This is a genomic window from Candidatus Poriferisodalis sp. (genome assembly GCF_965204125.1).
Classification (GTDB): Bacteria; Actinomycetota; Acidimicrobiia; order Acidimicrobiales; family Poriferisodalaceae; genus Poriferisodalis.
Map to the genome: position 1 here is coordinate 1,483,023 of NZ_OZ241968.1, position 21,350 is coordinate 1,504,372.

Sequence of the window (21,350 nt, forward strand, 5' to 3'; positions counted from 1 at the left end):
CCGATCAGGTACGCAGTCCAGCTTCGCCCGATGCGCCGAGAGCGTAGAGAAAACCGGCTGCTTGAGCACGGCCCAAGGCCCGGACCTTGAAACCTGGCAGGGGCGGTCGAAGGATCAGTCTGCGCCGGGCACCCAGTTGGTGCCGGCCAGCGGCACCTTGGCCATGGCCGCGGCCTCGACCGTGAGCGCGGCCAAGTCTTCGGGTTCGAGGTTCAGCACATGCGACTTGCCGTTGGCGCGGGCCAGGATCTGGGTCTCGATGGTGAGCACCTGCAGGTAGTTGGCCAGGCGCCGGCCCGCCAGCTCGGGGTCGAGCCGCGCTGACAGCTCAGGGTCTTGCGTGGTGATGCCGGCGGGATCGGTGCCGGCTTGAAAGTCCTCCCAGAAGCCGGCCGAGGTGCCCAGCTCGCGGTACTCGGCCTCATACGCGGGGTCGTTGTCGCCGATGGCGATCAACGCGGCGGTGCCGATCGAGGCCGCGTCGGCGCCGAGGGCCAGCGCTTTGGCCACGTCCGCTCCAGAGCGGATGCCGCCTGCGGCGATCAGCTTCACCTCGCGGCGGTGCACGCCGAGTTCCCGCAGCGCCCGCACCGCTTCGGGAATCGCCGCGATCGTCGGGATGCCGACGTGCTCGATGAACACGTCCTGGGTGGCTGCGGTGCCGCCCTGCATGCCGTCCACCACCACGGCGTCGGCGCCGGCCTTCACCGCCAGCGCGGTGTCGTAGTACGGGCGGGCAGCGCCCACCTTCACATAGATCGGCACCCGCCAGTCGGTGACCTCGCGCAGCTCGCCGATCTTGATCTCGAGGTCGTCGGGGCCGGTCCAGTCAGGGTGGCGGCACGCCGAGCGCTGGTCGATGCCGGTGGGCAGCGTGCGCATCTCGGCCACGCGCTCGGTGATCTTCTGGCCCAGCAACATCCCGCCGCCGCCGGGCTTGGCACCCTGGCCCACGACCACCTCGATGGCGTCGGCCATCCGCAGATGGTCGGGGTTCATGCCGTAGCGCGACGGCAGGTACTGGTACACCAGCACCGACGAGTGCTCGCGTTCCTCCATCGTCATGCCGCCGTCGCCGGTGGTGGTCGACGTGCCGGCGGCCGATGCCCCCCGGCCGAGCGCTTCCTTGGCTTGCGCCGACAGCGAGCCGAAGCTCATCCCGGCGATGGTCACCGGGATCTGCAGGCGCACTGGCCGGGAAGCGCGATCCTCGCCGATCACGACATCGGTGCCGCACGCCTCTCGATATCCCTCCAGGGGATAGCGCGACATGGACGCGCCGAGGAACACCAGGTCGTCGAGCGTGGGCATCCGGCGCTTGGCGCCCCAGCCGCGGATGCGGTAGATGCCGGTGTTGGCGGCCCGGCGGATCTCGGCGATCACGTTGCGGTCGAACGTGTAGGACTCGCGCAGGTGCCAGTTGTGCGGGTCGTCGGCGGCGAGCGGGTCGAGGTCGCCTGCGGGCCTCCCGTTCGGTGTCGCGCTCATCGACCGTCACCGCCTGCGGCTTGCGCCGCTGCCTGCGCGGCGTCCACGTCGTCGATCGTGAAGTTGTAGAGGCGGCGGGCCGAGCCGTACCGGCGGAATTCGCCGGGGTCGGCCCCATGTGCCGCTTCGCCGGCGGCGGCCAGCAGACCCGCCACGATCTCGACGTGCTCGGGACGCATCTCCTTGCGGACGCAGTCGGCTCCGAGCGACTCCACCTCGCCCCGCACGAAGATCTGCGCCTCGTAGATCGAGTCGCCCAGGTCGGCCGCGGCGTCGCCGCAGACCACCAGGTTCCCCGCCTGGGCCATGAACGCGCTCATGTGGCCCACGTTGCCGCCGACCACGATGTCGACGCCCTTCATCGAGATGCCGCAGCGGGCACCCGCGTTGCCGCCCACCACCAGCAGGCCGCCGCAGCCCGTGGCGCCCGCCGACATGGTGGCGTTGCCGGTGATGCGCACCTCGCCCGACATGATGTTCTCGGCCAGTCCGGTGCTGGCGTTGCCCTCGATCAGCACCCGTCCCCGCTGGTGCATCCCGGCGCCGTAGTAGCCCACCGAACCCCGCACCACCACATCGATGTCGGCGGTGATGCCGCAGGCCACTGCGTGGGCGCCGCGGGGATTGATGACTTCGAACGACTCGCCGGCGGCGGCTTCGTGCAGTGCCTGGTTGAGCTTGCGCCGGGCCGATTCGGCGAGGTCGAACGTCCGCACTGCCGTGCTCACGCCGCGAGGCTCCAAGTGTAGATGCGGGCCGGCTCGGGTTCCCAGACCTCGGCGTCCAGCGCACCGGGCAGGCGGGCGATGGCGCGGTACTCGGACGACATGGCGACCCAGTCGTCGGTCTCGGCCACCACAGCGGGCTTGCAGGCAATCGGGTCGCGCAGGATGGCGAACCCGTCGGCCACGCCGATGGCGAAGGTGTAGAAGCCGTCGAGGTCGCCGAGCGCGCCTTCCAAGGCCTCCGAGATGGTGTCGCCCGAGCGCATCCGCCAGGCCAGGTAACCGGCGGCCACCTCGGAGTCGTTCTCGGTCTGGAACGACTCGCCCTGGCCTTCGAGCTGGCGGCGCAGCCGGTTGTGATTCGACAGCGAGCCGTTGTGCACCAGGCAGGTGTCCGAGCCGGTGGAGAACGGGTGAGAGCCGTTGGTGGTGACCGCCGATTCGGTGGCCATGCGGGTGTGTGCCAGCGCATGGGTGCCGGTGCGCGACGCCAGGTCGTAGCGCTCGGCGACGAGGTCTGGGTAGCCCACGGCCTTGAACATCTCGATCTTGTTGCCCTGGGCCAACACGGTCGCGCCCGCCACGTTGTCGATGATCCACTGGCGGGCGATCCGGCCGTCGCCGTCGGTGGAGAACACAGCGTGGTCGTGCACCGCCGCGACGGTCACCTCCGCGCCCAGGGTCGCTTCGAGGGCTGCGGCCACGGGCCCCCAGTCCACCTCGAGCCCCTCGGCCAGCACGGTGATGCGGGTGCGGCCCGGGACACCGGCGTCGTACACGGCAAACCCGGCACTGTCAGGGCCGCGGTCGCCCATCTCGGCGAGCATGACTTCGGTCAGCCGTCCCAGTTCGTGCCGGTGCGTCTCGGTCTTGCAGAACAGGCCCACGATCCCGCACATGGCGCACCCCCAGCCCCGCAGTCCTTGCGTCTGTCCGTCGGGCCTCCCGCACCGTAGCGCTTCGCCTTCTGCGGCCGTTCTCGTTGGCGGTCCATCCGGGCTGATCGGTTTCGTTGACTACTGTGCGCGCGGGGCATGGCCGATGATCTGACGGCCTCAATCCGAACATGCCGGGGGGCGAATCATGAGCAGCGCGACCGACGCACTCGAAGAGATCCGAGCCAAGACTGAAGCCGACGGCGTGGAGTTCATCTACGCCATGTTCGTGGAGATGCACGGAAAGCCGTGCGCCAAGCTGGTGCCGGTCAGCGCGCTGGAGGGCTTGATGAGCGATGGGGCCGGTTTTGCCGGTTTCGCCGCAGGCCCGATGGGTCAAGACCCTTCCAGCCCCGACATCCTGGCCCTGCCCGATCCCGCCTCGTACACCCAACTTCCGTGGCAGCCGAACGTGGCTGCCATGCAGTGCGACCCCACCGTGGAGGGCGATCTGTGGCCCTATGCACCGCGGGTGATCCTGCGCCGGGCGCTGGAGGCAGCGGCCGAGCGCAACCTGGTGCTCAAGTGCGGCGTGGAGGCCGAGTACTCGCTGGTGGTGCGCAACGAGGACGGCTCCCTGGCCGTGGCGGACGACCGCGACAACCTGACCCTGCCGTGCTACGACGCTCGCGGGCTCACCCGCATGCTGCCGCACCTCGAGGCCGTGTCGAAGAACCTCGACGCCATGGGTTGGGGCAACTACGCCAACGATCACGAGGACGCCAACGGCCAGTACGAGCAGAACTGGCTGTACTCAGACGCTCTGACCACCGCCGACCGGCTGATCCTGTTCCGGCTGATGGTGCATACGCTGGCCCAGCGCGACGGCCGCTACGCCACATTCATGCCCAAGCCGTTCGCCGACAAGACCGGCAACGGGCTGCACACCCACTTGAGCCTGTGGACTGCTGACACCGACGATCCGCTGTTCATCGGCGGTACCGCCGGCGGCGCCGACACCAAGGGCTTGGGCCTGAGCGACATGGCGTACAAGTTCGTGGGCGGGCTCTTGCGCCACGCCCGCTCGCTGGTGGCGGTGGTGTGCCCGATCGTCAACTCCTACAAGCGCATGGGCGTGGGCGCTCCCACCTCGGGAGCCACCTGGGCGCCGGCATATGCGGCCTACGGCGGCAACAACCGCACCCAGATGATCCGCATTCCCGAGCCCGACCGGATCGAGGTCCGCCTGGGCGACGGGGCCGCCAACCCGTACCTGATGTTCGCTGCGTACTTGGCCTGCGGACTCGACGGCATCGACAACGACATCGATCCGGGCGAGCCCAACATGGACAACCTGCACGCCATGTCTGCCGAGGACGTGGCCGCAAAGGGGATTGCCGTGCTGCCGCCCACGCTGCTGCACGCCGCCGAGGAAATGGCCGGGTGCGACGTTCTCGGCGCGGGACTGGGCGACACCGCCGAGGGTCCCTACCGCGACTACTTCGTGCAAACCAAGAAAGCAGAATTCCTGGCCCACCACAGCGTCGTCACCGCCGGCGAGGTCGACCAGTACCTCACGCTGTTCTGAGAGGATGAGCCCATGAGTGCATCGGACGTCGCGGAGAAGAGGGCTTCAGAGCGAGCGGCGGCGGTAGCGGACGCGATGGACGACATCGCGAAGATCGACGCGCATGGCCGCGAGCACGGCGGCATCGACCGGGCCGGCATCGCCCGCATCAAGGAACGGCTGCTGGAGCTCGCCACCCACGAGCACCTATTCCCAAACGAGGACTTCCCGCCGCCCGACGGCGAGCGCGGCTCGCACAACTACCGGCTCGCCCAGAACGACGACGGCACGCTGGCGCTCTATGTCCAGAGCGTGAGCGAGGGCACCTCGGCGCCGCCGCATGAGCACCTCACCTGGGCAGTCATCGTGGGCATGCGCGGCCAGGAGCTGAACCGCTTCTACGACTGCTGTGCCGGCGAGGGCGAGCCGCACGTCGAACGCGAAGAGACGGTCGAGCGCGGCGCCGGCGTCGCGATGCTGGGGCACGACGTGCATTCGATCCACATCGAGGGCGCGTCGACCAACTTCCACTGCTATGGGTTGGCGATGGAGAACATGACCGGTCGCCGCTACTGGAACGCCGAAGAAGGCGAGTGGCGGGTCTTCACCGACACGAGCAGCGTCGTCGAGGCCCGCCCGGGCTATCCGACCACCGCCGCTGCCTGAACCGCTACCGGTGCGCCGGGTCGAGGCTTCGAAGGGCCGGTGATGGCTGAGGTTCGGGCCGTGACGGCGACCGAGTTGATGGAACGGCATCGCGGGCTGCTGCGCGGCGACGGCGGCGAGCTGGCGCTGATCGATGCCCGCTTGCCCGCCGAGTTCACCCGGCGCCACCTGCTGTATGCCGCGAACCTGCCGCTGAGTCATGTGGGCCTTGAAGTGGCCGCACGCATCCCGCGGTTGGGCACGCCGGTGGTGGTGTGCGATGACGGCGGGGGACAGGCGGCAGCCGTCGCCTTGGAGCTGACCGTGCTCGGCTACACCGACACGGCGGTGCTCGACGGCGGCATCGACGCGTGGGCAGCGGCGGGCGGCGAGCTGTACTCGGGCATCAACGTGCCGTCCAAGCTGTTCGGCGAACTGGTCGAGGAGCACTTCGGCACGCCGCATGTCACAGCGACGGAGCTGGCGCGTTGGCTGGCCGAAGGCCGGGACCTGCTGGTGGTGGACTCGCGTACCCGCCGGGAGTTCAACCGCATGAGCATCCCGACCGGCCGGTCGTGCCCCGGCGGCGAGCTGGTTCGGCGGGTGGGCGACCTGATCGATGACGGCACCACGGTGGTCGTCAACTGCGCCGGGCGAACCCGCAGCATCATGGGCGCGCAGTCGCTGCGCTCGGCCGGGCTGGACCGGGTTGTGGCGCTGAAAGACGGAACGATGGGCTGGGAGCTGGCCGGGCTCGAGCTGGAGCACGGCCGCGACGAGCTGGCCCCCGAACCGAGCGAAGCCGGCAGGGCCCAGGCCACGGCGGCCGCACTGGAGGTGGCTGAACGCTGCGGGGTTGGCACCGTCGACCGGTCCCAGCTCGACGACTGGCTGGCCGACGCCACGCGCACCACCTACTTCATGGACGTGCGCACACCCGAAGAATTCGCCGCCGGACACTTGCGCGAGGCGACCGGCGCTCCTGGCGGCCAGTTGGTGCAGGCCACAGACGAGTACCTGGCGACGCGAGGAGCGCGGGTCGTGCTCGCCGACGGCGACGGCATCGGCGCCACCATGACCGCGTCGTGGCTCATCCAGATGGGCTGGGATGCCTGCGTGCTGGAACCGGGTTGGCTCGACAGTGCAGACGGGCCGGACTTGCTCGTTGGCGGCAATGACGCGGCCGAAGCAGCGCTGCGCTCACGTCAGCCGCCGCTGCCTTACGACCCCGAAGACGCCGACGTCGCGCGCGCTGCCATGCAGGGATATCTGGACTGGGAGATCGCACTACCCGACCAGTACGCCCGCGACGGACTGGTCGAATTCCAGTTCTGCTAGAGGTCGGCGAAGCGCTCGATGGCTTCGGCCCAGGCGCTGGCATCGTCCGGTGTGGAGATGACGGTCTGCAGCCCGGCCATCGGCGACACGGGTACTGCAATCCGGCTGACGCCGCGGCGGGCCAGCTCGGGAATCTCGTCGAGGTCGGCGGGCAGCTGCACGGTGATCTCCAGTGCGTCGGGATCCCGGCCGTGCTCGGCGGCAGTCTGACGAGCGAGCTCGATGAGGTCCCACGGCGCGCCGCGAGCGGGGAAGTAGCCGTCGCCGAGCCGACCTGCCCGCCGTGCCGCAACCTTGGAGTCGCCGCCCACGATGATCGGCACCGAGCCGTTTACCGGCTGGGGCCGGCAGTACGCGGCGTCGAAGCTGACGAACTCGCCGTGGAACGTCGGGCGGTCGGCAGACCACAGCTCCCGCATCGCCGCCACGTACTCGTCGGTGCGGGGACCGCGATCGTCGAAGTGGTCGCCGACACCGATGGCCTCGAACTCCTCACGCATCCAGCCCACGCCGATGCCCAGCAGTACCCGGCCGCCGGACATGTGATCGAGCGTGGCGATCTGCTTGGCGCACACCACCGGGCTGTGCTGGGGCACGATCAGGATGCCGGTGCCGAAGTTGATGGTGGACGTGACGCCTGCCATATAGGCCATCCACATCAGCGGGTCGGGCAGCAGCAGGTCTTCGACGCCGCCGGCCATCTTCCCGTCGGGGCTGTAGGGGTATTGCGACTGGTAGCCCGACGGGATGACCGTGTGCTCCACCGTCCATGCCGACTCGAAGCCGGCCGCCTCGCCCGCCTGCACCAACTCGGTCGCAAGCGCTGTGTCCATGGCGAACTTGCCGGTGTTGCAATACCTGAGCCCAAACTTCATGTCGCTGTCCGTTCGTTGAGGCCCCGTGGGTTGGCGCCGAGCCCGCAGTCTCGCGCGCGGCACCACCCAGCGACCGGTGCGGTGCCTTGATCCAATACCGTGCCCTCACGCCACCGGTCCTGGAGCATCCATGCCGTTCTTGCCACATGTCTCAGACATCTTCGATCCATCGCGCTGGAGCGACATTGACGGGTTCGACTTCACCGACATCACCTACCACCGCAGCAACGAGCACGGAACGGTTCGCATCGCGTTCGACCGGCCTGATGTGCGCAACGCGTTCCGCCCGCACACCGTCGACGAGCTGTACCGGGCGCTGGACCATGCTCGCCAGACTCCCGACGTGGGCTGCATCCTGCTGACCGGCAACGGCCCCGCACCCGCCGACGGCGGCTGGGCGTTCTGCTCGGGCGGCGACCAGCGCATCCGCGGCAAGGACGGCTACCGCTACGCCGACGGCGAGACCGCTGCCGACATCGACCCGGCCCGCACCGGGCGGCTGCACATCCTCGAGTGCCAGCGGCTGATCCGCATGATGCCCAAAGTGGTGGTTTGCGTAGCGAACGGCTGGGCGGCAGGCGGCGGGCACAGCCTGCATGTGGTGTCCGACCTGACGATCGCCTCGGCTGAGCACGCCCGCTTCCGCCAGACCGACACCAACGTGGCCAGCTTCGACGGCGGTTTCGGCTCGGCCTACCTGGCCCGCCAGATCGGCCAGAAGAAGGCCCGCGAGATCTTCTTCCTCGGCCGCGCCTACACCGCGCAGGAACGGTTCGAGATGGGCGACGTCAACGCCGTGGTGCCCCACGCCGAGTTGGAGTCGGTGGCGCTGGAATGGGCGGCCGAGATCGTGTCGCGTTCACCCACGGCACAGCGCATGGCCAAGTTCGCGTTCAACCTCATCGACGACGGCCTGGTGGGCCAGCAGGTTTTCGCGGGCGAGGCCACCCGCCTGGCCTACGGCACCGACGAGGCCGCGGAGGGCCGTGACGCGTTCCTGGAAAAGCGCAATCCCGAATACGAGCAGTTCCCCTGGCACTTCTAGCTCGCCGACAGCGCCGCTGACCGAGCGATTCAGGCGGGGCGCAGGCGCTGCATCAGCGTCACGTCGAGCCAGCGCCCGAACTTGCGCCCCACTTCCCGTTCCACACCGACCAGTTCGAAACCGTGCTTGGCGTGCAGCGCCACCGACGCAGCACCGGCGTCGGCGATCCGGGCGAAGACCGCGTGAAAGCCGTGCTCATCGGCGAGCGCCACCAGGTCGCCGAGCAACAGGCTGCCCACGCCGCGCCCCTGGTGGTCGCGATGCACGTAGATGGAGTCCTCGACGCTGGTCGAGTACGCCGGCCGGGTGCGGTACGGCGACAGGCAGGCCCAGCCCAGCACCGTGCCGCTGGCCTCGGCGTCAGCGTTGTCTGGCACGGCCACGATGCACGGGTAGGCGCCCGAGTGGTCACCCATCCAGGCGGCCTGCTCTGTCGGCGTGCGCGGCACCATGTCGAATGTCGCTGTGCCGTCGGTGACCTCGCGGTTGTAGATCTCCGCGATCGCATCGGCATCGGCCATCGTGGCCAGCCGGGTTCGCATGGCAGCGAAGCTACCGAAGGGCCGCAGATACACTCCGGACCCCACAATGTTCGGCGCACATCGCTGGCGATGGCGCCCGAGCGTCGCCCCGTTAGCTCAGTAGGCAGAGCACAGCCATGGTAAGGCTGGTGTCGCCGGTTCGATTCCGGCACGGGGCTCGCCGCTACCCTGCGGCCCGCAAGGCGGGATAGCTCAGTTGGTCAGAGCGCACGGCTCATAATCGTGAGGTCCTGGGTTCGAGTCCCAGTCCCGCTACCAGACTCCGCTCCAGGCGCCTCTGGACGCGACCTAGATCGCTGCCGGTAGCCTGTTGCGGCGGACATTCGCCAAGAAGGCCCGCACTGAGTGTCACCCGCGTATCGCACGCGATGCGCCGACGCTGAGGGCAGTAGCTCAATTTGGTAGAGCACCGGTCTCCAAAACCGGCGGTTGCGGGTTCGAGTCCCTCCTGCCCTGCGATTCCGCCGGTTTGGACCGCCAGCCCGGCGGACTGACCATGCCCGAACCCCTGACAACAAGTCCCTGAGTAATCGAGGCCGGAGACACTTCCGATGGCCATGAACCGACGCACACGCCGTCACCTGCAGCGTCAGGGCGAGATGGGGGCTGACGGCGCGCCCGCGGGACGGCGCGAACGGCGCCAGGCAGCTCCGGCATCCCCGACCACCGAGCGAGCCGGGCCGGCGCAGTTCGTGGGCGAGGTCCGCTCCGAGCTGAAGAAGGTGATCTGGCCGACCCGCGCCGAGATCGTCAACTACTCGGTCGTCGTGTTCATCACCATCGTGATCCTGACGGCGATGATCGCCGGATTCGACTGGATTCTGGGTGAAGGCGTCCTCCGCCTCTTCGACGTGAACTGACAAGCATCTGAGCTGACGAACATGAGCGATCTGACCGACACTCCCGCAGAGCCCGAAACCGACCCGATGGCGACCGCACGCCGGTTGCTGAGCTCCCAGACGGCGACCACCCTGATGGGTCCGGGCGCCGAGACAGCCGAGGCGACTGACACGGCAGGTGCCGCCGATGAAACCGGCGCCGTCGACGTGCTCACCGAGGACGAGCTGCTCGCTGTCGACGAGCCGGAGACCAAGCGGGTCTCGCCGTACGACCGGCCGGGTCGCTGGTTCGTCGTGCACACGCAGTCGGGCTACGAGAAGAAGGTGAAGCAGAACCTCGAAGCCCGGATCGGCACGTTCGACATGGAGGACCGGATTCTCGAAGTCGCCATCCCGATGGAGGACGTGATCGAGTTCAAGGGCGGCCGCAAAGTCGTCGCCAAGAAGAAGGTCTTCCCGGGCTACCTGCTGATCCGCTGCCGTCCCAGCGACGAGGCCCACCACATGATCCGCAGCACGCCGGGAGTCACTGGCTATGCGGGTCCGGGCGGCAAGCCCTCGCCCCTGCGCCGCAGGGAGGTGGAGGCATTCCTGGCTGAGCCCGATGACGGTCCCGAGATGCCGCGCCGCACCAAGCCGTCGATGATCTTCGAGATCGACGAGGGCGTGCGCATCAAGGAGGGCCCGTTCTCCGACTTCCAGGGTCAGGTCATCGAGATCAATGAGGAGCAGCTGAAGGTGAAGGTGCTGGTAAACATCTTCGGCCGTGAGACCCCCGTCGAGCTCGACTTCGTCCAAGTCGCAAAGATCTGAGCCCCTGCGAGGGCCGAGAAGCACAGACTCAAGGAGCACCTCATGGCAGACAATCCGGCACGACCCGCGGCGGGCCGCAAGCGGGTGAGCGCGGTGGTGAAGATCCAGATCCCCGCTGGGCAGGCCTCGCCCGCGCCGCCGGTGGGCACGGCGCTCGGCCCGCACGGCGTGGCGATCATGGACTTCTGCAAGGAGTACAACGCCAAGACCGAGAGCCAGCGCGGCACGATCGTGCCAGCGGAGATCACGATCTTCGAAGACCGGTCGTTCACATTCATCACGAAGACGCCGCCGACGTCGGTGCTGCTGCGCCAAGCGGCGGGGCTCGAGAAGGCGGCCAACAATCCCGGCCGCGAGACCGTGGCGCATGTCACCGAGGCCCAGGTGGCCGAGATCGCTGCTACGAAGATGCCGGATCTCAATGCACGCGATCTTGAGAACGCCAAGCTGCAGGTGATCGGCACCGCTCGCTCGATGGGCATCGAAGTCGCCGGCTGAGTCGCCGCGCAGCGCAGGAGAACACAGATGTCAGGGAAGAAGTACGCCGAGGCGACCCGACGGTACGACCGGCAGATGATGCACGAGCCTGCCCAGGCCATCGACATGGTGCGCACGCTGGCACCGGCCAAGTTCGACGAATCGGTCGATCTGTCGGTGCGGCTCGGCGTGGACCCCCGCAAGGCCGACCAGATGGTGCGTGGCACCGTCGCGCTTCCGTCGGGCACCGGCGGCGACGTGCGCGTTGCGGTCTTCGCGCAGGGTGACGCTGCGGGCGAAGCCTCCGAAGCGGGGGCCGATGTCGTGGGCGGCGCCGATCTGGCCGAGCGCGTCGAGGCCGGATTCACCGATTTCGACGTGGCGATCGCGACGCCGGACATGATGGGCGTCGTGGGCCGGCTGGGCAAGGTGCTCGGCCCACGTGGCCTTATGCCGAACCCCAAGTCCGGCACGGTGACCCCCGATGTGGGCAAGGCTGTCGGCGAGTTCAAGGGCGGCAAGGTCGAGTACCGCACCGACCGGTACGGCAACGTGCATCTGGCGATCGGCAAGGTGAGCTTCACCGCTGAGGACCTGAACGCCAATCTGGCAGCGGTCATGGACGAGCTGGCACGGGCGAAGCCGGCCGGTGCCAAGGGCCGCTACGTGCGCAAGATGGTGGTGTCCTCGACCATGGGCCCAGGAGTCCGCATCGACCCCACCACGTTCAACTAGCCCTCCCGCAGTTGAATGGCCGGGCGCGACCGGTAGCGTTCGGCACTTCACAACTTGCTCGCCGTAGAACTCCGGTGGCTCCGGCCTGAAATCGGCCCCGTCTGAACCATGTTCAGGGGCTCGCCCGCCTCGGGTGAGTCGCACGGGTCGAGCCTGATGAGGCGGACGGTCTTCCTGTGCGCGTGTACGTCGGGATGCGGTTCTGTCTGGTCTGCGGACCGGTGCCCGTTCTGGGGCCGGGAGCGATCCACCCGCCCGATCACCGCACACCCCGCAGCACAGGAGGTCTCCACCATGGCGACAGCAACTACGGCTGAGGGGCGCGTGCCGCGGGCCGACAAGGTGGCAGTGGTAGACGAGGTCCGCCAGCGATTCGCCGAGGCCGATGCGGTGCTGTTCACCGAGTACCGGGGCTTGGACGTGGCAGAGATGGCCGACCTGCGCGGCCGCCTCATCGATGCCGACTGCCGTTACAAGATCTACAAGAACACGCTCGTCCGCCGGGCACTGTCTGTTGATGCGCCGGCCGGCACGCTTGACCTGCTCTTGGGGCCCACGGCGCTCGCCTTCTGCGGCAAGGATCCGTCGGCGGCCGCTCAGGCGCTGCGCACGTTCGCAGCGGAGCACGACGCGCTGATCATCAAGGGCGGCGTGCTGGCGGGCACGTTGCTCAGTGACGCCCAAGTGCGCGAGCTCGCCGACCTGCCGTCGCGCGATGAGCTGATGGCGCAGATGCTGGGAGCGTTCGCTGCGCCGCTCAATGCGCTGGCTTCGATGATGAACAACTTGATCGGGGAGGTGTCGGGCCTCGTTCAGGCGCTGATCGACAAGACACCGGACAACCCGGCTCCCGACGACGAGGCACCGGCTCAAGCCGACCAAGCCGATGCCGCTCTTGACGCGGCCGACGTCGAAGCAGACGGCCCAGACAGCGATTCACCTGACGATCCAACAAACGACCCAACAAATACGGAGAACAACCAATGAGCACGTCCACCGAAGAGATCCTCGACGCCATCGGCAACATGACGGTGCTCGAGCTGGTCGAGCTGAAGAAGGCGTTTGAAGAGCGCTTCGACGTCACCGCTGCTGCCGCCGCCCCGATGATGGTGGCTGCCGCTGCTGCTGGCGGTGACACCGACGGCGAGGCCGCCGAGGAGGCTGCCGATGAGGTCACCGTCACGCTGACCGCGATCGGCGACAAGAAGGTGCAGGTCATCAAGGAGGTGCGCTCGCTCACCAGCCTGGGACTCAAGGAGGCCAAGGACCTGGTGGAGGCCGCCCCGAAGCCCGTGCTCGAAGGCGTGCCGAAGGCCGACGCCGACAAGGCCAAGGAAGCCCTCGAGGCAGTCGGCGCCAGCGTCGAACTGTCCTAGACGCGAGCGCATTTCTCACCGCACGCCGCGTGTCGCGGTTGTGGCGCCCAGCATCGCTGGATAGCGTTGCCAAGGCCGTGGCACAGGTGGCCTCCCCATTCGCGCACCCACCAGTCCCCAGCACCGAGGCCCAGCGGTGGGCTCCCTGTTTGCTGCGGACGCCTGCGACTGCGCGCGCTTCCAGCCCCCCGTCGCCTGCCGCGGGCAGTCGCCGGTGACCCATCCCGAACAACTGAACCACTAGGAGAGTCCGTTGTCGTCTCGTGTCGGCCGCGAACGCTATTCGTTCGGCAACCTCGACGAAGTCCTGGAGCTCCCGGACCTCGTGTCGATCCAGAAGGATTCCTTCCAACGATTCCTCGATGTCGGGCTCGCTGAGACCTTCTCAGACATCAGCCCCATCAGCGACTTCGGCGGGCATCTCCAGCTCGTCTTCTCCTTCGACCCTTACGACGAGGATCTGCGCCCGCCGCCCAAGTTCTCCGTGGAGGAGTGCAAGGAACGCGACATGACCTACTCGGCGCCGATCTTCGTGCGCGCCGAGTTCAAGAACGCTCACACCGGCGAGGTCAAGGCCCAGACCGTGTTCATGGGCGACTTCCCGATGATGACCCCCAAGGGCACATTCATCATCAACGGCACCGAGCGGGTGGTGGTGAGTCAGCTCGTGCGCTCGCCCGGCGTCATCTTCCAGCCCGGCGAGCGCTACCGGCTCCGCAATATGTCGAAGCACCAGCTGGTGACGGCAACCGTTCACCCCTACCGCGGCGAATGGATCGAGTTCGACGTCGAGCACAAGCCGGGCAAGGATCCCACCGCCGGCAGCCGGGTGGCCCGCAAGCGCCGCCTCAGCATCTTCTCGCTGCTGCGAGCACTGGGTTACGGCGAAGACCGCCATCCCGGCCTGCTCGAGCGCTTCGTCGAGCACTTCGACTTCCTGGAGCCCCAGTGGGAGAAGGATCGAGACGTTGCGCCCAACCAGCAGGATTCGCTCCTCGAGCTGTACAAGCGGGTGCGCCCCGGTGAGGTGGCAACCCCGGATGCCGCGTCCAACTACTTCCAGAATGCGTTCTTCGACGAGCGCCGGTACTCGCTGTCCAAGGTCGGTCGCTACAAGCTGAACCGCAAGCTGGGGCCCGAGCTCGACCGCGTGTCCGAGCTGTTCGGCCTCGACTTCATCGACGCCGATGATCCCGACGCGCTCGAGCACCCCGAACTGATCCGCCCCGACCCCGATTCCACGGTGCTCACCCGCAGCGAAGTCCTCGCCACGGCGAGCTACCTGCTGCATCTGGCGAACGCCGAGCCCGGCTACCGCCTGGACGACCAGGATCACTTCGCCAACCGCCGCATCCGCTCCGTCGGCGAGCTGATCCAGAACCAGGTGCGGATCGGCCTCAGCCGCATGGAGCGGGTGGTGCGCGAGCGCATGACCACCCAGGACGTCGAGGCCATCACGCCGCAGACGCTGATCAACATCCGCCCGGTCGTGGCGGCCACCAAGGAGTTCTTCGGCACCAGCCAGCTCAGCCAGTTCATGGATCAGGTGAACCCGCTGTCGGGCCTCACCCACCGCCGCCGCCTGTCCGCGCTCGGCCCCGGCGGCCTGTCGCGGGAACGCGCCGGCTTCGAGGTGCGCGATGTCCACTTCAGCCACTACGGCCGCATGTGCCCCATCGAGACGCCGGAGGGTCCGAACATCGGCCTGATCGGGGCGCTGGCCACCTTCGCCCGCGTCAACGAGTTCGGCTTCATCGAGTCGCCCTACCGGGTGATCAAGGACGGCAAGGCCACCACCGAAGTGCGTTACCTGACGGCGGATGAGGAAGAGGAGTTCGTGGTCGCGCAGGCCAACGCGCCGCTCAACCCCGACGGATCGTTCCGCAACCCCCGCGTGCTCGTGCGCAAGAGCCCCCAGGGCGCCAGCCTGGAAGATCTGCGGCTGCAGATGGAGCGCGACACTTACTTCGCCGCGACCACCGAGATCAGCTACGTGCCGGCATCGGAAGTCCAGCTCATGGACGTATCGCCGAAGCAGATCGTGTCGGTGGCCACCGCGCTGATCCCGTTCCTCGAGCACGACGACGCCAACCGGGCGCTCATGGGCGCCAACATGCAGCGCCAGGCGGTGCCGCTGCTGCGGGCCGAGGCCCCCTACATCGGCACCGGCATCGAAGGCCTCGCCATGGCCGACGCTGCCGAGATGGTGCTTGCGGAAATCGAAGACGACAAGGGCGAGCGTCAGGGCGTCGGCGGCGAAGTCGCCGAAGTTGCCGGCGACTGCATCGTCATCGACGGAGATGACGGCAAGCGGCACGAATTCCCGCTGCTCAAGTTCCGGCGCTCCAATCAGGACACCTGCATCAACCAGCGGGCGCTCGTTCGCGTCGGCGATCGCGTGGAGCCTCAGGCCGTCATCGCAGACGGGCCGTCTACCGATCACGGCGAGCTGGCGCTGGGCAAGAACCTCTTGGTCGCCTATATGGCCTGGGAGGGCTACAACTACGAGGACGCCATCATCCTGTCGGAGCGTCTGGTGAAGGACGACGTGCTCACGTCGATCCATATTCACGAGTACGAGATCGACGCCCGCGACACCAAGCTGGGTCCCGAGGAGATCACCCGGGACATCCCGAACCTGGCCGACGACATCCTCGCCGACCTCGACGAGCAGGGCATCGTGCGCATCGGTGCCGAAGTCGAGCCGGGCGCGGTGCTGGTGGGCAAGGTCACTCCCAAGGGCGAGACCGAGCTCACGCCCGAGGAACGGCTGCTGCGTGCCATCTTCGGCGAGAAGGCCCGCGAGGTGCGCGACACCTCGCTCAAGGTGCCCCACGGCGAGAACGGCGTGGTTACCGACATCCGGGTGTTCAGCCGCGACGCCGACGACGAGCTGCCGCCTGGCGTGAACCAGCTCGTGCGCGTGTACGTGGCCCAGAAGCGCAAGATCAGCGTGGGCGACAAGCTCGCCGGACGTCACGGCAACAAGGGCGTGATCTCGAAGATCCTCCCCACCGAGGACATGCCGTACCTGGCCGACGGCACACCGGTCGACATCATCCTGAGCCCGCTGGGGGTGCCGAGCCGCATGAACGTCGGCCAGGTGCTCGAAGCCCACTTGGGCTACGCAGCACGCTGGGGCTGGAAGGCCACCGACGGGGGCGGCAAGGAAGAGATGATCGGCAAGGAGCCGGTCAGCAACACTGCCCGCAAGACCCGCCCCACCACCGAGCCGTCGGTATTCATTGCCACGCCGGTGTTCGACGGGGCGCGCTGGGACGAGGAGGAGGCCGCCGGGCGGCATCCCACCATCCAGCAGACGCTCGAGAACCTGCGGCCCGAATCGGTGACCGGCGAACGCCTGATGACCCGCTCGGGCAAGACGGTGCTCTTCAACGGGCGCACCGGCGAGGCCTACGACGAGCCGATCATGGTCGGCTACAGCTACATCCTGAAGCTGGCACACCTGGTCGACGACAAGATCCACGCTCGCTCGACGGGGCCGTACTCGATGATCACCCAGCAGCCGCTGGGCGGCAAGGCGCAGTTCGGCGGCCAGCGCTTCGGCGAGATGGAGGTGTGGGCCCTCGAGGCGTACGGCGCTGCCTACTGCCTGCAGGAGCTGCTCACCATCAAGTCCGACGACGTGCTGGGCCGGGTGCGCGTGTACGAGGCGATCGTCAAGGGCGAGAACATCCCCGAGCCCGGCATCCCTGAGAGCTTCAAGGTGCTCATCAAGGAAATGCAGGCGCTCTGCCTCAACGTCGAGGTCATGTCGACAGCCGGGCAGCAGATCGACATCCAGGGTCTCGACGAAGACGTCTTCCGTGCCGAGGAATCGCTGGGCATCGACATCAGCCGGCCCGAGCGCGGCACCGACGAAGAAGACGAGCTGCGCCGCCAGCAGCGCATGTGATCAACGCAGCGACACCGCACAGCCGATACAGCGCAACCGAAACATCAAGAACTCGCACCACCGATACAGACACAGGGCCGGACATAACGCATGATCGACGTCAACGACTTCTCTGACATCCGGATCGGCTTGGCGACCGCTGACGCCATCCGCACATGGTCCAACGGCGAGGTCCGCAAGCCGGAGACCATCAACTACCGCACGCTCAAGCCCGAGAAGGACGGCTTGTTCTGCGAGAAGATCTTCGGTCCCACCAAGGACTGGGAGTGCGGCTGCGGCAAGTACAAGCGTGTCCGGTTCAAGGGCATCATCTGCGAGCGCTGCGGCGTGGAAGTCACCCGTTCCAAGGTGCGCCGCGAGCGCATGGGCCACATCGAGCTGGCGGCCCCGGTGGTGCACATCTGGTACTTGCGGGGCACCCGCTCATGGCTGGCGTACTTCTTGACTGGCCTCGACCCCCGCCAGGAGCTGAAGGCCAAGGCGCTGGAGCGCGTCATCTACTTCGCTGCGAACCTGGTCACCAAGGTCGACAGCGAGAAGCTGCACGCCGACCTGCCGCGGCTCGAAGCCGAGAAGGCCGAGGAGCTCGACGTCATCGACGAGGAGCTCGCCGAGCGCCGGGCGGAGCGGCTCGCCGAGCTCGAGAGCGAACTCGCTTCCTTGGAGGCCGACGACGCCAAGGAACGCGAGCTGCGGTCGGCTCAGCGCGAATCCGAGCGCGACCTCGAGGCCATCGACGAAGAAGCCAACGAGGAGAAAGACCTCGTGGAGCGCGCCTTCGCGGCGCTGCGCGACCTGCACGAGCGGATGATCGTCGACGACGAGGATCTCTGGCGCGAGCTGGAGGATCGCTACGGCCAGTACTTCGAGGGCGGCATGGGCGCCGAGGCCATCGCGCAGCTCATGGCCAACATGGACTTCGACGTCGAGGAGGCCGAACTGCGTGCCGCCATCGAGGCGTCCGACGGGCGCCGGCCACTGTCGGCCCAGCGCAAGCAGAAGGCGATCAAGCGCCTCAAGATCCTGAGCGCGTTCAACCGGCGAGACGAGCACGGGCGCCGCATCAACGACCCGCGGGCGATGATTCTCGACGCGGTGCCGTGCATCCCGCCCGACCTGCGCCCGATGGTGCAGCTCGACGGCGGACGCTTCGCGACCTCTGACCTGAATGATCTCTACCGACGTGTCATCAACCGCAACAACCGGCTGAAGCGCCTGCTCGACCTGCGGGCACCCGAGATCATCGTCAACAACGAGAAGCGCATGCTGCAAGAAGCGGTGGATGCGCTGTTCGACAACGGCCGAAGGGGCCGTCCTGTGACAGGCCCCGGCAATCGGGCGCTGAAGTCGCTGTCGGACATGCTCAAGGGCAAGCAGGGTCGCTTCCGCCAGAACCTGCTCGGCAAGCGCGTGACTACTCGGGCCGCTCGGTCATCGTCGCGGGGCCCACGCTGCGCCTGCACCAGTGCGGGCTGCCCAAGCTGATGGCGCTCGAGCTGTTCAAGCCGTTCGTCATGAAGCGGCTCGTCGACTCGGAGATCGCGCAGAACATCAAATCGGCCAAGCGGATGGTCGAGCGGCGCCGCGCCGACGTCTGGGACGTGCTCGAGGACGTCATCAAGGAGCACCCAGTGCTGCTGAACCGGGCGCCCACGCTGCACCGGCTGGGCATCCAGGCCTTCGAGCCGCTGCTGGTGGAAGGCAAGGCGATCCAGATCCACCCGCTGGTGTGCGCTGCCTTCAACGCCGACTTCGACGGCGACCAGATGGCTGTGCACCTGCCGCTGTCCTCAGAGGCGCAGGCAGAGGCACGGGTGCTGATGCTGTCGGCCAACAACCTCCTGAGCCCCGCCGACGGCCGGCCGATGACCGTGCCCAACCTGGACATGCTCATCGGCAGCTACTACCTGACGGAGGCAACCGGCGCCGACAGCGATGACAGTGCCGAGGTGCCGGTTTTCCGCCACCTGCACCAGATCGAGCAGGCGCTCGACCTCGGCCACCTCAAGCTGCACCAGCCCATCGAGTGGCGCATTGCGCAGCTCAGCGACGGAAACGGCAGCTACACGCCCACGACGCCAGGCCGTGCGCTGTTCAACGCCACGCTCCCGGACGACTTCGAGTACGTGAACCGGCCCGTCCGCAAGGGCGACATGGGTCGCATCGTGCGCGCCCTGTCCGACAACTACTCCACGAGCGAGATTGCCGTCAGCCTCGACCACATCAAGGACCTCTGCTACGAGTACGCCAGCCGCTCGGGCTTGACGATCTCGGTCGACGACGTGAGCACGCCTCCCGACAAGGCCGAGATCCTCGAACGCCACGAGGGCGAGGCGGAGCGAGTCGAGACCCAGTTCCGGCGCGGCATCATCACCGACGGCGAGCGGCGTCAGAAGGAAGTGGAGATCTGGACCGACGCCACCGACGAGGTGCGTCGCTCGCTTGAAGGCGAGATGTCTCGCACCACGTTCAACCCGATCGGCATGATGGTCGGCTCCGGCGCACGCGGGAACATGATGCAGGTGCGCCAGATTGCCGCCATCCGCGGGCTGGTTGCCAACCCCCGCGGCGACATCATCCCGCGCCCCATCAAGTCGTCGTATCGAGAGGGCTTGGCCACGCTGGAGTACTTCATCTCCACGCCAGGCGCCCGCAAGGGCTTGGTCGACACGGCGCTGCGCACGGCCGACTCGGGCTACCTGACCCGCCGGCTCGTCGATGTCGCCCAAGAGCTCATCATCAACAGCGAGAATCCCTTCGACCGGCCCGGTCCGGTGAACGGGCTGTGGATCGAGGACGTCGCGCCGGACGGACCGGACAAGCGCACCCATCTCGACACGAGGCTGTTCAGCCGCTGCCTTGCGGCGGAAGTGACGCTCAGCGACGGCACCGTGCTCGAGGCCGGACGGCTGGTCGGCGAGGACGAGTTGATCGCGCTGCGCGACGACCCTGACGTCACGCGAGTCCGTGTGCTGTCCCCGCTTACTGACGATTCCGAATTCGGCGTGTCGGCGATGGCCTACGGCGGATCGCTGGCGACCGGCAAGCTCATCGAGGTGGGTGAGGCGGTCGGCGTGATTGCTGCCCAGTCCATCGGCGAGCCGGGCACGCAGCTGACCATGAGGACGTTCCACACCGGCGGCGTCATCGGCGGCGAGAACATCGCCGGCGGTCTGCCCCGGGTGGTCGAGCTGTTCGAAGCCCGCACCCCGCGCGGCAAGGCCGTGCTGGCCCGCCGCTCAGGTGTGGTGCGCATCGGCGAGGACGACGGTCGGGGACGCCAGATCGACGTCATCGGCGATGACGGCTCCGAGGACACCTACACGGTTCCGTCCATGTCGCGGCTCGCCGTGACCGACGGTCAGGACATCCGCGCCGGCGACCCGCTCGTGGACGGTCCGCGCGACCCCAAGGAGCTCATCGAGATCCGCGGCGTGCGCGAGACCCAGCAGTACCTGGTCTCCGAGGTGCAGAAGGTGTACCGCGAGCAGGGCGTGTCGATCCATGACAAGCACATCGAGCTGATCATCCGCCAGATGACCAGGCGGGTGCTCGTCGGCGAGCAGGGCGATTCGCCGTTCCTGCCCGGCGAACAGGTCGACCAGCGGAACTACCGCGAAGCCAACCGCGAGCTGGTGGCTCAGAGCCGTCGCCCCGCCGAGGGACGCCCGATCATCATGGGCATCACGAAGGCATCGCTGGCGACCGAGTCGTGGCTCTCGGCTGCCTCCTTCCAGGAGACGACCCGCGTGCTGACCGAGGCGGCCATCGAGTCGCGTCGCGACAGCCTGAAGGGCCTCAAGGAGAACATCATCATCGGCAAGCTGATTCCGGCCGGCACCGGTCAGGACGTGTACCGCAACATCGACACGATTGCCCCCGAGTACGAGCCGATGGAGTTCTGGTCGTCCGAGGATGCCCAAGACCCGGCTGCGTGGCTGGCGTCGATCGGCGGCGATCCCGATGCCGACGAGGCAGGTCTCGAAGAGGGCGTCGCCTCGTTCACCGACGCCGGCTGAGCGGTTGTCGTGCTGGGGCGCGCTGCCTAGCCTTCATAGCCGGTTTCGGCGCGCTGCCGGGTGGGGCATTGCGCA

General features: G+C 67.8%; 16 protein-coding genes, 3 tRNA genes and 1 pseudogene. 15 read left to right on the forward strand and 5 right to left on the reverse strand.

Translation table 11 applies throughout. The features are described from left to right. Window positions 1-114: 114 nt before the first annotated feature. From ACOGXD_RS07030 to ACOGXD_RS07040, 3 genes are read right to left on the reverse strand one after another with little or no spacing between them, the layout of a single operon-like run. Entirely contained in the window at window positions 115-1,488 is a 1,374-nt protein-coding gene (locus ACOGXD_RS07030; protein ID WP_419917160.1) for an FMN-binding glutamate synthase family protein, read from the reverse strand. Further along, window positions 1,485-2,216 carry a hypothetical protein gene (locus tag ACOGXD_RS07035; protein ID WP_419917161.1) on the reverse strand — a complete coding sequence of 244 codons (732 nt, stop codon included), beginning with the start codon at window positions 2,214-2,216 and terminating at the stop codon, window positions 1,485-1,487. The genes ACOGXD_RS07030 and ACOGXD_RS07035 overlap by 4 nt, the downstream gene beginning before the upstream one ends. Further along, on the reverse strand, window positions 2,213-3,112 hold the full coding sequence (locus ACOGXD_RS07040; protein ID WP_419917162.1) for a class II glutamine amidotransferase: 900 nt from the start codon (window positions 3,110-3,112) through the stop codon (window positions 2,213-2,215). The genes ACOGXD_RS07035 and ACOGXD_RS07040 overlap by 4 nt, the downstream gene beginning before the upstream one ends. A gap of 184 nt (window positions 3,113-3,296) precedes the next feature. Here ACOGXD_RS07040 and glnT point away from each other — a divergent pair, with 184 nt between their 5' ends. Genes glnT through ACOGXD_RS07055 form a run of 3 tightly spaced genes read left to right on the forward strand, consistent with a single transcriptional unit; the run spans window position 3,297 to window position 6,638 of the window. Continuing rightward, the gene (gene glnT / locus ACOGXD_RS07045; protein WP_419917163.1) at window positions 3,297-4,676 is read left to right on the forward strand and encodes a type III glutamate--ammonia ligase; all 1,380 of its coding nucleotides are present in this window, start codon (window positions 3,297-3,299) and stop codon (window positions 4,674-4,676) included. 12 nt (window positions 4,677-4,688) lie between these two features. Beyond that, entirely contained in the window at window positions 4,689-5,321 is a 633-nt protein-coding gene (locus ACOGXD_RS07050) for a cysteine dioxygenase (RefSeq protein ID WP_419917164.1), read from the forward strand. A gap of 60 nt (window positions 5,322-5,381) precedes the next feature. Further along, entirely contained in the window at window positions 5,382-6,638 is a 1,257-nt protein-coding gene (locus tag ACOGXD_RS07055) for a rhodanese-like domain-containing protein (protein ID WP_419917165.1), read from the forward strand. Here ACOGXD_RS07055 and ACOGXD_RS07060 read toward each other — a convergent pair. Continuing rightward, on the reverse strand, window positions 6,635-7,513 hold the full coding sequence (locus ACOGXD_RS07060) for an LLM class F420-dependent oxidoreductase (RefSeq protein ID WP_419917166.1): 879 nt from the start codon (window positions 7,511-7,513) through the stop codon (window positions 6,635-6,637). The two genes, ACOGXD_RS07055 and ACOGXD_RS07060, sit on opposite strands and share 4 nt — an antisense overlap. Window positions 7,514-7,643: 130 nt before the next feature. Here ACOGXD_RS07060 and ACOGXD_RS07065 point away from each other — a divergent pair, with 130 nt between their 5' ends. Next, entirely contained in the window at window positions 7,644-8,558 is a 915-nt protein-coding gene (locus ACOGXD_RS07065; RefSeq protein WP_419917167.1) for a 1,4-dihydroxy-2-naphthoyl-CoA synthase, read from the forward strand. A gap of 29 nt (window positions 8,559-8,587) precedes the next feature. Here the strand turns inward: ACOGXD_RS07065 and ACOGXD_RS07070 are convergent, their stop codons facing one another. Beyond that, on the reverse strand, window positions 8,588-9,100 hold the full coding sequence (locus ACOGXD_RS07070; RefSeq protein WP_419917168.1) for an N-acetyltransferase family protein: 513 nt from the start codon (window positions 9,098-9,100) through the stop codon (window positions 8,588-8,590). A gap of 85 nt (window positions 9,101-9,185) precedes the next feature. Here ACOGXD_RS07070 and ACOGXD_RS07075 point away from each other — a divergent pair. The 11 genes and pseudogenes from ACOGXD_RS07075 to ACOGXD_RS07125 all read left to right on the forward strand — a co-directional run bounded on the left by ACOGXD_RS07075 (window position 9,186) and on the right by ACOGXD_RS07125 (window position 21,275). Further along, a tRNA-Thr gene (locus ACOGXD_RS07075) sits at window positions 9,186-9,258 on the forward strand. 23 nt (window positions 9,259-9,281) lie between these two features. Then, window positions 9,282-9,358 (forward strand) — tRNA-Met (locus tag ACOGXD_RS07080). Between the two features lie 124 nt (window positions 9,359-9,482). After that, window positions 9,483-9,556 (forward strand) — tRNA-Trp (locus ACOGXD_RS07085). A 101-nt stretch (window positions 9,557-9,657) separates the two neighbouring features. Continuing rightward, window positions 9,658-9,960, forward strand: coding sequence for a preprotein translocase subunit SecE (secE, locus tag ACOGXD_RS07090; RefSeq protein ID WP_323671081.1), 303 nt, complete (start codon window positions 9,658-9,660; stop codon window positions 9,958-9,960). Between the two features lie 21 nt (window positions 9,961-9,981). Next, the gene (gene nusG / locus ACOGXD_RS07095; protein WP_419917169.1) at window positions 9,982-10,752 is read left to right on the forward strand and encodes a transcription termination/antitermination protein NusG; all 771 of its coding nucleotides are present in this window, start codon (window positions 9,982-9,984) and stop codon (window positions 10,750-10,752) included. Window positions 10,753-10,794: 42 nt separating this feature from the next. Further along, on the forward strand, window positions 10,795-11,250 hold the full coding sequence (gene rplK, locus ACOGXD_RS07100) for a 50S ribosomal protein L11 (protein ID WP_419917170.1): 456 nt from the start codon (window positions 10,795-10,797) through the stop codon (window positions 11,248-11,250). 27 nt (window positions 11,251-11,277) lie between these two features. Next, a complete protein-coding gene (rplA, locus tag ACOGXD_RS07105) occupies window positions 11,278-11,964 on the forward strand; it encodes a 50S ribosomal protein L1 (protein WP_419917171.1) in 687 nt (228 codons plus the stop codon). 294 nt (window positions 11,965-12,258) lie between these two features. Continuing rightward, window positions 12,259-12,951, forward strand: coding sequence for a 50S ribosomal protein L10 (gene rplJ / locus ACOGXD_RS07110; protein ID WP_419917172.1), 693 nt, complete (start codon window positions 12,259-12,261; stop codon window positions 12,949-12,951). Further along, window positions 12,948-13,340 (forward strand): 50S ribosomal protein L7/L12, encoded by a 393-nt coding sequence (gene rplL, locus ACOGXD_RS07115; RefSeq protein WP_323671076.1) that lies wholly within the window; start codon window positions 12,948-12,950, stop codon window positions 13,338-13,340. Before rplJ ends, rplL begins: the two co-directional genes overlap by 4 nt. Window positions 13,341-13,593: 253 nt before the next feature. Further along, window positions 13,594-17,256, forward strand: coding sequence for a DNA-directed RNA polymerase subunit beta (locus ACOGXD_RS07120; RefSeq protein ID WP_419917173.1), 3,663 nt, complete (start codon window positions 13,594-13,596; stop codon window positions 17,254-17,256). Window positions 17,257-17,346: 90 nt separating this feature from the next. Continuing rightward, a pseudogene (locus tag ACOGXD_RS07125) lies at window positions 17,347-21,275 on the forward strand (DNA-directed RNA polymerase subunit beta'). Window positions 21,276-21,350: the final 75 nt, after the last annotated feature.